We start from the raw sequence: 11,303 nt of genomic DNA on the forward strand, positions 1-11,303 counted from the left end.
GAGAAGGATAAGGTCATGCGCCATCGTAAGAGTGGTCGTCAACTGAACCGTAACAGCAGCCATCGCCAGGCTATGTTCCGTAACATGGCCGGCTCTTTGGTTCGTCATGAGATAATCAAGACGACCCTGCCGAAAGCGAAAGAGCTGCGTCGCGTTGTTGAGCCGCTGATTACTCTTGCCAAGACCGACAGCGTAGCTAATCGTCGTCTGGCATTCGCCCGTACTCGTGATAACGAGATCGTGGCAAAACTGTTTAACGAGCTAGGCCCGCGTTTCGCGAGCCGCGCCGGTGGTTACACTCGCATTCTTAAGTGTGGCTTCCGTGCAGGCGACAACGCACCGATGGCTTACATCGAGTTAGTTGATCGTGCTGCATCGCAAGCAGAAGTAGTTGCTGCAGAGTAATCTGTAAACGCGTAAAAAAACCGGGCTTGCCCGGTTTTTTTACGTCCATAATTCAGTAACATGAGTTTCGATCCTCCGTATCTTTCTTTTATCCCCCTTATTTTTCATCTATCAATCCATTAATCTTAACTATTAACCCATTTTATGGGTTCAGAACCTTAGGGAACAATATGGGACTAATTGATGAATGGGCTGAAAGGCATATCATTAAGGCTCAGGAGAGAGGCGAACTCGATAACCTGCCGGGAAATGGCAGACCATTGCTGCTTGATGATGATACCTTTATTCCCGTTGATTTGAGAGTAAGCTATAGATTGTTGAAGAATGCAGGTTGCCTTCCTCCTGAATTACAGGATAGGCAGGAGGCGCTCACGATTGCGGATTTGCTCTCACAACTAGATGAACAACATGATGATTATGCCAATTTACATAAGCGTCTAGCTTTGTTGCAATTGAGATTGAAGCAAGCGGGACTTAGTACCGAGTTTCTGCACAGAGAGTATCAATATAAATTGGCAGATAAGCTGTCGAAAGAGAGTGACTAAATGTTAAAAATTGGGCAGCTTGCAAAACTCGCTGATGTTACGCCAGATACGATTCGTTATTACGAAAAACAAGGAATGATGGATCATGGCGAGCGAACAGAGGGAGGCTATAGGCTTTATAGCGAGCAAGATTTGCAGCGTTTAAGGTTTATCCGTTATGCGAAACAGCTTGGTTTTACATTAGAAACTATCGCTGAATTATTATCGATCCGTGTCGACCCTGAACATCATACTTGCCAGGAATCAAAGGCAATCGTAGATTCTCGTTTGCATGATGTAGAAAGTAAGATTACCGAGTTGAAAAAGATGCGCGACTCATTGAAACGGCTGAGTAATGCATGCTGTGGGAGTACTCATGCCACAACTTATTGCTCTATTTTAGAGGCGCTGGAGCAGGGGGCGGCTGAAGAATTAGCCAAAGACTAAGTTTTTTAGATGGGTAGTTTTAATCAGCTCAAACAAGCAGTATTATTCGTGGGATTTTTAATCAATACATTCATTAATGAGGCAATACTATGACGAAATATCGGCATACCAAAGGGAAAATTAAAGACAACGCGCTAGAAGCTCTACTTCATGACCCACTCTTCAGACAGCGTATTGAGAAGAATATTAAAGGTAAAGGGAGTTATCAGCGTAAAGAAAAACATGCAAAAGGTGGTAACTGGGAGGCCAGTGGTAAGCAATCAATCGATTCTTTACCACTGGCCTTCTGATTTTAGCTTAATAAAAAAGCCATCAAATTGATGGCTTTTAACATTCCGTCAAAGTGAAATTATTTTGATTGCTGTGCTTTTAGTAAATCACGGATCTCTGCCAATAAGGTTTCTTCTGCTGTTGGTGCCGGTGGTGCTGCGGATTCTTCCGCTTTTTCACGGCGTAGTTTGTTCATCAGCTTAACTGCAGAGAAAATAGCGAGAGCTACGATAACGAAATCAAAAATGCTCTGAAGAAATATACCGTAATTCATTACAACCGCAGGTATCGTTCCTTCGGCTGCCCGTAATACAAAATGGAATTGTTTAAAGTCGACTCCACCGAGTAATAAACCTAGTGGTGGCATGATGATATCGGCGACAAGTGAAGAAACAATTCTACCGAATGCAGCCCCAATAATGACCCCGACCGCTAAGTCGACAACGTTGCCACGCATGGCAAATTCACGAAATTCCTTCATAAAACTCATAACCAACACTCCATTTAAAAATGAACTACTTAATCTTAGCTAAATAAAACTCGATACAACCAGAATTATAGGAGAATTTTTCCTATTACCCATGGGAATAGTTTTAATTGATAACTTTGGTAAGTTAATTTAATAGTTATTGATTACAAGAAGAATGGGCTGGGTTGGAACAAACGCTCCACATCAGGAACAAATTTCTTGTGGGTAATAAACATCACCACATGATCGCCCTGTTTAATGATTGAATTGCCATTGGCGATAATAACTTCATCACCGCGAACAATAGCGCCAATAGTTGTACCAGGCGGCAGTTTGATATCTTCTACCATTCGACCGACAACTTTTGACGTGCTTTCATCACCATGAGCAATAGCTTCGATTGCTTCTGCTACACCACGTCTCAATGAGGAAACACTCACAATATCAGCTTTGCGTACATGGCCTAATAATGCAGAAATAGTGGCTTGCTGTGGTGATATGACAATATCAATAACACTTCCCTGAACCAGATCGACATAGGCGCTGCGCTGTATTAATACCATCGCTTTTTTCGCACCCATGCGTTTTGCCAACATAGCCGACATAATATTTGCTTCATCGTCATTGGTAATGGCAATAAAGACATCAACCTGCTCAATATGCTCTTCTGCTAGTAATTCTTGGTCTGATGCATCGCCATAAAATACGATGGTGTCATGCAGCATTTCAGCTAATTCAGCCGCGCGTTGCTGGTCACGTTCAATTAATTTTACGCTGTAATCTTTTTCTAATCGCAGAGCCAAACCCGCCCCGACATTACCCCCACCGACAATCATAATGCGCTTATAGGGTTTTTCCAGACGCTGCAATTCACTCATTACAGCCCGAATATGCTGTGAGGCGGCAACAAAGAATACTTCATCACCAGCTTCTATGATTGTTGAACCTTGCGGACGAATCGGCCTGTCTTGGCGGAATATCGCGGCTACGCGGGTATCAATGTGCGGCATATGTTCGCGCAAAGATGATAATGCATTACCGACCAATGGCCCGCCATAGTAGGCTTTGACCGCGGCAATACTCACTTTCCCCTCGGCAAAGTTGACCACCTGCAAAGCGCCCGGATATTCGATTAATTTATAGATGTAATCGATAACTAGCTGTTCTGGTGAGATTAAATGGTCGATAGGCACGGCTTCTGGCAGGAAGAGCTTATCAGCCTCACGAATATATTCAGCTGAACGGATACGCGCGATACGATTTGGGGTATTAAAGAGCGAGTAAGCAATTTGGCAGGCAACCATATTGGTTTCGTCGGAATTTGTTACTGCAACCAACATATCTGCATCTTCAGCCCCGGCTTCCCGCAAAACTCGAGGATGCGAACCGTGCCCTTGTACCACTCGAAGGTCAAATTTATCTTGTAGCTGACGTAGTCGGCCAGAGTCGACATCAACGACGGTAATGTCGTTGTTCTCGCCCACCAGATTTTCTGCCAGGGTTCCGCCAACTTGCCCCGCCCCAAGAATAATTATTTTCATAGCGTTCTCTGTTTCACACTGAAATTAGGTTTTGAGGCAGCAAAGCCACGACTATCTTTTGATCAACTTCGCATAGAAGAAACCATCGCCATCCTCAGGGTGCGGCAGATTTTGTCTACCTGGTGCTGAGAGCGTACCGGTTTCAACCAACTCAGCTTCACCATGCCGTTGCAGGAAAGCTGCAATCTGCTGCTGATTCTCTTCGGGCAATATAGAGCAGGTAGCATAAACCATTACGCCACCTTTTTTCAGTTTAGGCCAGATAGCTTCTATTATCTCAGATTGCAGTTGGGCCAACTCGGCAATGTCACTGTCTCGACGTAACCACTTGATATCAGGATGTCGACGAATGACACCCGTTGCGGAGCAGGGCGCATCTAACAATATCCGATCAAACTGTTGATCGCCGCACCATGCATCTGGAGTTCGCCCATCACCGACTCGTACAACGGCATTTAATTTCAGGCGCTGTAAGTTTTCTTTAACCCGGCTAAGACGCTGCTCATCAATATCAACTGCCAATACGTGGGCCTTTGGTGCAGCTTCCAGGATATGAGTTGTTTTGCCGCCAGGGGCTGCGCAGAGATCAAGGATCTGCTCACCATTTTGCGGATCGAGCAGATCAACACAACCTTGTGCCGACGCATCTTGCACTGTTACCCAGCCAAGTTCAAAGCCGGGAAGATCATTAACCGCGCAAGGTGTAATCAGGCGAACGGCATCAGGATAAACGTCATGTGGTAGGGCATCGATATTGGCTTGTTTTAACAGATCTAGATATTCATTACGCGAATGATGTAACCGACTTACCCGCAGCCACATTGGTGGCTTCTGGTTATTCGCATCCAAAATCTGCTGCCATTGGTCTGGATAAGCCTGTTTAATCCGTGCTAATAACCAGCTTGGATGCAGATAGCGGCTATCGTTATTTGCTGCTCGTTCTAGTAACTCAACTTGTTGACGCTGGAACTGGCGCAGTACTCCGTTGATTAACCCTTTCAATTGTGGGCGTTTCAGCGTCGTAGCGCCTTCCACCGTCTCGGCCAAAGCTGCATGCGGAGGAATGCGTGTGTATATTAGCTGATAAAGCCCCACCATAATTAGATAATGGAAAACCCGTTGTTTTCCGGTCATCGGGCGCGCCATTAGCTGCTGGATACACCACTCAAGTTGTGGCAGGACACGCAAAGTGCCAAAACACAACTCCTGCAGCAATGCGCGATCTTTGTCGGAAATACTTTTATGTAGCCCAGGCAGAACAGTACTGAGCGATTGCCCCTGATCCAATACCTGGCTAATTGCTTTAGCAGCGATGCTGCGGAGATTGTATGTGTTTTTCATAACCAAAAAAGCCGACAAACGTCAGCAAATAAAGGGAAAGTGGCCCGATGATGAAGTATCGGGCGATGAAATCTATCCGTTAGACCTGAGCTATTATGCTAGTTGGCTACCCGGTGTAAACCATTCGCGTCGTGAATTTAATAAGTCTGCTGCGGACATGGCTTTTTTCCCGGCGGGTTGCAGTTGGGTGATATTCAAAACTCCCTCAGCAGTGGCAACTTGAATGCCATGTTTATCCGCATGGATGATAGTTCCGGGTGCCATATTATCAACCGCAGCGAGCACTTGCGCTTGCCAGACTTTGACCGGCTGTTCATCAACGACAAAATAGCTGACTGGCCAAGGATTAAAGGCACGAATGCAACGTTCTAACTGAACAGCAGAAAGTGACCAATCTAATTTGGCTTCCTCTTTACTGAGTTTTTCTGCATAGGTAACTTGCGCTTCATCTTGTACTTCAGGCTGGGCGCAGCCCTCAGCTAGCTGTTGCAATGTGACCAATAAGCCCTGGGGACCAAGCTGCGCCAATTTATCGTACAGTGTGGCGCTGGTATCTTCTGGCTGAATGTCACATTCAATTTTATGCAGCATATCGCCGGTATCGAGCCCAACATCCATCTGCATGATGGTTACACCGGTTTTTGCGTCGCCAGCCCATAATGAACGTTGGATGGGCGCCGCGCCGCGCCAGCGAGGTAACAGAGAACCATGAACATTAATGCAGCCTAGCCGCGGCATTGCCAATACTGAGGCTGGCAGAATCAAGCCATAGGCAACCACGACCATGATATCGGCTTTAAGATCAGCAACTAAATGTTGGTTTTCTTCCGGCCGTAATGATTTTGGCTGAAACACAGGAATGCCGTGTTGTTCTGCAAGTACCTTAACCGGGCTTGGAGTCAGTTTATTGCCTCGGCCAGCCGGGCGATCAGGTTGAGTGAAAACACCCACAATCTGATGTTGAGAAGACAACAACGCGCCTAAATGGCGCGCTGCAAAGTCAGGAGTTCCGGCAAAAATAATCCGCAAAGAATCAGACACGTTGGTTTCCTGCATTAGAAGGGGTTAGTTGGCACGAGCATTCAACTTGGCCATTTTCTCCAGCTTTTGGCGGATACGCTGGCGTTTCAGCGGTGACAAATAGTCGACAAACAGTTTACCCACCAAGTGATCCATTTCATGCTGGATACAAATTGCTAATAAATCATCGGCTTCCAGTTCGAACGGCTTACCGTCTCGATCCAGTGCTCTGATTTTTACTTTTTCAGCCCGAGGCACTAAGGCACGTTGCTCAGGAATTGATAGGCAACCTTCTTCAATGCCGGTTTCACCGCTTTTTTCCAACAGTTCTGGGTTAATTAGCACCAGACGTTGGTCACGATTTTCCGAAACATCGATGACGATAATTTGCAGGTGAACATCCACTTGTGTTGCAGCAAGACCAATGCCTTCCTCTGCGTACATGGTTTCGAACATGTCGTCCACGATACGCTGGATTTCACCATTGACTTCTTTTACCGGCGCAGCAATTTTGCGCAGCCGGTCATCTGGGTAATGTAATACTTGTAATACTGACATAAATATCTAGATCTGCGTCCGAGTAGTGAATGATATTCAATCTCTATTGTAGACATTTCCGGCCCTGATTGACAGCATCGGCTACCAATTGAACAAATCGGTATCAGCTTAGAAAGCAAGTCAGGGAGACGATATGCTAGCGGCAGAAATATGGCTCAGGATGAGCAAAGTCAAGGGGCTGGGCACAATAAAAAGCAGTGCATTGGTCAAGCGGCTGCTTGCCCATGGTGATATCCATCCCGGGAGGTTAGTGGCTTACGGATTAAACTCACAACAATGTCAGCAATTTTTCCAAGCTAATCCCCGTGATATTGAGGCCACTCTGAGATGGTTGGACTCCCCTTCCCACCACTTACTGGCCTATGGTGAAACTGACTATCCACCTCGCTTAATTCATATTTCAGCTGCGCCACTCGTGATTTTTGCCTCTGGTGAACTTGATGCCCTTTATCACCCTCAGGTTGCCATGGTTGGAAGTCGCCACTTTAGCCATTATGGCGAGCAATGGGGGCGGCATTTTGCTTCTGAGCTGGCTCTCATGGGGCTGGCTATTACTAGTGGCTTGGCTATGGGGATTGACGGAATATGCCATAGGGCGGCCTTGGATGTGAAAGGAAAGACTATCGCTGTATTGGGGAGTGGTTTAGAGAATATTTACCCACGTCGCCATCACCATTTAGCCCGAGAAATTGAGTCTCAAGGTGGTGTTTTAGTCTCAGAGTTTTTGACGACAGCATTACCTATCGCGGCTCATTTCCCCAGAAGAAACCGTATAATTAGCGGGCTAAGTTCGGCCGTATTAGTTGTTGAAGCAACGTTGAAAAGTGGCTCTTTAATTACTGCCCGCTATGCTATGGAACAAGGCCGAGATGTTTTTGCTTTGCCAGGGCCTTTAGGCAGTGCAACCAGTGAAGGTGTTCATTGGTTAATTCAGCAGGGCGCTTACTTGGCAAGGTCTGCCCGCGAGGTCGCTGAACAGGTGGGCGGTGCATTACAATGGATACCATTGCCCGAGAAAGTAATTATTTCTTCATCCGAGGGGCAAGTTGAATTGCCATTTGTCGATGTGTTGGCTAACGTAGGAGATGAGGTGACACCCGTTGATGTCGTCGCCGAACGCGCCGGCCAACCTGTGCCAGATATCGTTAGCAAATTGCTCGAGCTGGAGTTAGCAGGGTGGATCGCAGCTGTACCCGGCGGCTATGTCCGATTAAGGAGGGCAGGCCATGTTCGACGTTCTAATTTACTTATTTGAAACTTATATGCATAACGAGTCGGATATGCTTGTTGATCAAGACAAAATTACCGACGATCTTGCTGAAGCTGGTTTCTATCGTGAGGATATCAACAACGCCCTGAACTGGTTAGAGGCTCTCGCTGACCTGCAAGAAGGGCAGAAAGCACCTTATCTCTATGCTGCTGATCCGCAAGCATTGCGTATCTATACTGCTGAAGAGTCCCAACGTCTGGATGTTACTTGCCGTGGTTTTATCCTATTTCTTGAACAAATTCAGGTATTACACCTTGATACGCGTGAGATGGTTATCGATCGTATTATGGCGTTGGATTCTAATGAGATTGATCTGGAGGATCTCAAGTGGGTGGTGTTGATGGTGCTATTTAACATACCGGGTTATGAAAGTGCTTATCAGCAGATGGAAGAGTTACTTTTTGAAGTCAATGAAGGTTATTTGCACTAAGTGGTAGTATCACGGGCTAATAACTTTATATAGAAGGCGTTATGACGAAAATAGTTACTGCCAAGGATAATGGGTCGTGTCCGGAATGTGGATCGGCGTTAGTCATTCGCAGCGGCGGTCATGGCCCATTCCTTGGTTGTTCACATTATCCAGACTGCCAATATATGCGCCCACTGAAAGCGCAATCTGATGGCCATATCGTGAAAGTTCTGGAAGGGCAACATTGTCCTGAATGTGGTTCAGAGATGGTGTTGCGGCAAGGGCGCTTTGGTATGTTTATTGGCTGTAGCCAATATCCACAATGTGATCATACCGAAGTCATTGATAAACCCGATGAGACATCGATTGATTGTCCGCAATGTGGGCAAGGGAAGTTGCTACAGCGTAAATCTAGGTTTGGGAAGATTTTCCATGCCTGTAATCGTTATCCTGATTGTCAGTTTACGATTAATCAGCAACCCATTGCCGGAGAGTGCGCTTATTGCCACTATCCATTGCTAATGGAAAAGAAAACGGCGCAAGGTGTAAAACGTTTTTGTGCCAGCAAGCTATGTGGGAAGGCAGTAGTCAGTGAGTAATAATAACGTGAGTGGACAAGAAAATAGTACTGTTTTTGCCGATGTGTTGCAGGCATTACAACAAGAAGCCGTTATCGCCTATCCGACAGAAGCTGTTTTTGGTTTAGGTTGTGACCCTGATAGTGAAAAAGCAGTAAACGCCTTATTAGCGTTAAAGCAGCGTCCATGGCAGAAAGGTTTGATCCTAATTGCAGCCAATTATGAGCAGCTAAAACCTTATGTAGATGATGCGGCATTAAGTGATGAGCAGCGAGCAACGATTTTCTCCTGTTGGCCAGGGCCGGTCACTTGGGTCATTCCTGCCAATCCTAAGACACCAAGTTGGTTAACAGGTAGTTTTGATTCATTGGCGGTAAGAGTAAGTAATCATCCGCTGGTACAGCAACTTTGTTTGCAATATGGCAAGCCGCTGGTTTCAACCAGTGCCAATTTAAGTGGGCAAGAACCTTGCCGTACAGTTGAAGAGGTCAGAATGCAATTTGGCCCTTCATTACCGGTACTTGTCGGCCAAGTTGGTGGTCGCTTGAATCCATCAGAAATCAGAGATGCCTTAACCGGTAAGCAATTTCGTCAAGGGTAGGAAATAGCATGGTTCAGAAGTTCGCAGTGTTTGGTAACCCCATTGAGCACAGTAAGTCACCGAGGATCCATGCACTTTTTGCCGAGCAAACAGGCATTGACCATCAATACGGTAAAGTATTGGCTCCTCATGAAACCTTTGAGGAGGTATTAACGTCTTTTTTTGCTGATGGGGCGATAGGCGCGAACATCACTACCCCGTTCAAAGAGCGAGCTTATGCCAAGTGTGACGAGCTGACTGAGCGCGCGTCACTGGCGGGTGCTGTCAATACTATCAAGCGATTAGAAGATGGGCGCTTATTAGGCGACAATACAGACGGTATTGGTTTGCTCAGTGATCTGCAACAACGGCATTTGATCCAAACCACTGATCGTATTTTATTAGTGGGGGCTGGTGGTGCGGCCCGTGGGGTAATTCTCCCCCTGCTTTCATATGGCTGCAAAGTTGTTATCACTAATCGGACTTATGCGCGAGCACAGCAACTTGCTGAGGTATTCCATCATTTGGGCGAGATCGATGCTGTAGAAATGCAGGATCTTAGTGGTCAGCAATTTGATTTAATCATCAATGCGACGGCCTCGGGGATTCATGGTGAAATGCCAAACTTACCGACTGATATTATCAGTCCACAAACTCGTTGTTACGATATGTTCTACCAAGCAGAGATTACCGCGTTTTTAGCCTGGAGCAGGCAGTTAGGCGCGACAAGCTATACTGATGGTTTGGGTATGCTGGTGGGGCAAGCAGCACATGCTTTTCAGCTATGGCATGGTGTGATGCCTGAGATCTCGCCGGTGCTGAATCAGCTTCGTGATGAATTAGGTAGATAGGCGGGTATTAAATCCAGGCAAGCAGCCTGCAATGCAGGGAGGGCATGAGCTATTCCCTGCATCAGATATCACTCTCTATTGCGTCTCTGTCAGATAGTCATCTTTCCAGCGCACATAGTTACTCGCAGAATAGCGTAGACCTTCCACTTCCGCTGGAGTCAGAGAGCGGACTTGTCTGGCAGGGCTACCCATATAGAGGTGACCGCTAACCAAGCGTTTTCCAGGAGACACTAAACTACCTGCGCCAATCATCACATCATCTTCTACTACCGCCCCATCTAATATAATGGAGCCCATTCCCACTAATACCCGGTTACCGATAGTGCAACCGTGCAGCATGGCTTTATGGCCGACAGTCACATCTTCGCCAATAATCAGCGGATATCCCTCAGGGTTATACTCAGACTGATGGGTAACATGTAACACGCTGCCATCCTGAATATTTGAGCGGGCACCAATGATAACCTCATGAACATCACCACGAATGGCAACTAACGGCCAGACACTGACATCATCACCCAAAGTAACCTTACCAATGATCACACTGGATCTATCGACCATGATGCGTTCACCTAGTGTGGGTAGATGATGAAGATAGGGGCGAATAGCATCGGACATAGTAATAGCCTCTTTATAAGAAAGTACTTTACCGGCAATACTAGCCTTTGCTGATGGAATTACAACCAATCAGGCGGTGGGATCGCCGTGAAAATGCAACGGATCGACCAAGATCTGCACGTAAGGAGTGAAAAGTATTCAAACAGTAGAAAAAGGCGAAAAAAGAGTTGTGCAAAAAATTCGACTCCCTATAATGCGCATCCATCGAGACGGCACACAACGAATCAAGTAGTTAAGTGACCGGCAAAGAGAACAGAGAAATTCAACGAAATTAGTAGTTGACTCTGAATGAGGAAAGCGTAATATGCGCACCTCGCGTTACCAACCACAAGTTGCTAACGCACTGCTCTTTAACAATTTATCAGACAATCTGTGTGGGCACTCGCAAGACGATATCGAAGCCTGTTTCGGCAGGCAGAAGC

General features: G+C 46.3%; 15 protein-coding genes. 9 read left to right on the forward strand and 6 right to left on the reverse strand.

Features of this window, described 5'->3' with window-relative positions; translation table 11 throughout:
* The first annotated feature begins 15 nt into the window (after nucleotides 1–15).
* The 4 genes from rplQ (at nucleotide 16) to FTA96_RS03625 (ending at nucleotide 1,666) form a co-directional block, all read left to right on the forward strand.
* Nucleotides 16–405, forward strand: a complete 390-nt coding sequence (gene rplQ / locus FTA96_RS03610) for a 50S ribosomal protein L17 (RefSeq protein ID WP_004391407.1) — start codon at nucleotides 16–18, stop codon at nucleotides 403–405.
* 170 nt (nucleotides 406–575) lie between these two features.
* Nucleotides 576–950 carry a DnaJ family domain-containing protein gene (locus FTA96_RS03615; RefSeq protein WP_145530183.1) on the forward strand — a complete coding sequence of 125 codons (375 nt, stop codon included), beginning with the start codon at nucleotides 576–578 and terminating at the stop codon, nucleotides 948–950.
* The gene (gene zntR / locus FTA96_RS03620; RefSeq protein WP_050110019.1) at nucleotides 951–1,376 is read left to right on the forward strand and encodes a Zn(2+)-responsive transcriptional regulator; all 426 of its coding nucleotides are present in this window, start codon (nucleotides 951–953) and stop codon (nucleotides 1,374–1,376) included.
* Between the two features lie 89 nt (nucleotides 1,377–1,465).
* Complete coding sequence (locus FTA96_RS03625) at nucleotides 1,466–1,666, forward strand: alternative ribosome-rescue factor A (protein ID WP_145535480.1); 201 nt, start codon at nucleotides 1,466–1,468, stop codon at nucleotides 1,664–1,666.
* 59 nt (nucleotides 1,667–1,725) lie between these two features.
* On the opposite strand, the gene mscL is transcribed toward FTA96_RS03625, so the two are convergent.
* The 5 genes from mscL to def form a co-directional block, all read right to left on the reverse strand.
* Nucleotides 1,726–2,136, reverse strand: a complete 411-nt coding sequence (gene mscL / locus FTA96_RS03630) for a large-conductance mechanosensitive channel protein MscL (protein ID WP_050110021.1) — start codon at nucleotides 2,134–2,136, stop codon at nucleotides 1,726–1,728.
* 143 nt (nucleotides 2,137–2,279) lie between these two features.
* Nucleotides 2,280–3,656, reverse strand: coding sequence for a Trk system potassium transporter TrkA (trkA, locus tag FTA96_RS03635; protein WP_050099603.1), 1,377 nt, complete (start codon nucleotides 3,654–3,656; stop codon nucleotides 2,280–2,282).
* Nucleotides 3,657–3,707: 51 nt separating this feature from the next.
* Nucleotides 3,708–4,997: a 16S rRNA (cytosine(967)-C(5))-methyltransferase RsmB gene (gene rsmB, locus FTA96_RS03640; RefSeq protein ID WP_145573181.1), complete on the reverse strand. Its 1,290-nt coding sequence runs from the start codon at nucleotides 4,995–4,997 to the stop codon at nucleotides 3,708–3,710.
* A 93-nt stretch (nucleotides 4,998–5,090) separates the two neighbouring features.
* Nucleotides 5,091–6,038, reverse strand: a complete 948-nt coding sequence (gene fmt, locus FTA96_RS03645; RefSeq protein ID WP_050123764.1) for a methionyl-tRNA formyltransferase — start codon at nucleotides 6,036–6,038, stop codon at nucleotides 5,091–5,093.
* Nucleotides 6,039–6,062: 24 nt separating this feature from the next.
* A complete protein-coding gene (def, locus tag FTA96_RS03650) occupies nucleotides 6,063–6,575 on the reverse strand; it encodes a peptide deformylase (RefSeq protein WP_050110024.1) in 513 nt (170 codons plus the stop codon).
* Nucleotides 6,576–6,708: 133 nt separating this feature from the next.
* Between def and dprA the strand changes: the two genes are divergently transcribed.
* From dprA to aroE, 5 genes are read left to right on the forward strand one after another with little or no spacing between them, the layout of a single operon-like run.
* A complete protein-coding gene (gene dprA / locus FTA96_RS03655) occupies nucleotides 6,709–7,830 on the forward strand; it encodes a DNA-protecting protein DprA (protein WP_145573183.1) in 1,122 nt (373 codons plus the stop codon).
* On the forward strand, nucleotides 7,802–8,275 hold the full coding sequence (locus tag FTA96_RS03660; RefSeq protein ID WP_050110026.1) for a DUF494 family protein: 474 nt from the start codon (nucleotides 7,802–7,804) through the stop codon (nucleotides 8,273–8,275). The genes dprA and FTA96_RS03660 overlap by 29 nt, the downstream gene beginning before the upstream one ends.
* 41 nt (nucleotides 8,276–8,316) lie before the next feature.
* Nucleotides 8,317–8,853, forward strand: a complete 537-nt coding sequence (locus tag FTA96_RS03665) for a DNA topoisomerase family protein (RefSeq protein ID WP_145535489.1) — start codon at nucleotides 8,317–8,319, stop codon at nucleotides 8,851–8,853.
* A 7-nt stretch (nucleotides 8,854–8,860) separates the two neighbouring features.
* Nucleotides 8,861–9,433 (forward strand): L-threonylcarbamoyladenylate synthase type 1 TsaC, encoded by a 573-nt coding sequence (gene tsaC / locus FTA96_RS03670; protein WP_050110035.1) that lies wholly within the window; start codon nucleotides 8,861–8,863, stop codon nucleotides 9,431–9,433.
* A gap of 8 nt (nucleotides 9,434–9,441) precedes the next feature.
* On the forward strand, nucleotides 9,442–10,263 hold the full coding sequence (aroE, locus tag FTA96_RS03675) for a shikimate dehydrogenase (RefSeq protein ID WP_145573186.1): 822 nt from the start codon (nucleotides 9,442–9,444) through the stop codon (nucleotides 10,261–10,263).
* Nucleotides 10,264–10,338: 75 nt separating this feature from the next.
* Here the strand turns inward: aroE and FTA96_RS03680 are convergent, their stop codons facing one another.
* Complete coding sequence (locus tag FTA96_RS03680; RefSeq protein WP_145573188.1) at nucleotides 10,339–10,881, reverse strand: gamma carbonic anhydrase family protein; 543 nt, start codon at nucleotides 10,879–10,881, stop codon at nucleotides 10,339–10,341.
* Nucleotides 10,882–11,303: the final 422 nt, after the last annotated feature.

Origin of the sequence: Yersinia alsatica (assembly GCF_902170305.1) — a bacterium.
Taxonomy (GTDB): domain Bacteria; phylum Pseudomonadota; class Gammaproteobacteria; order Enterobacterales; family Enterobacteriaceae; genus Yersinia; species Yersinia alsatica.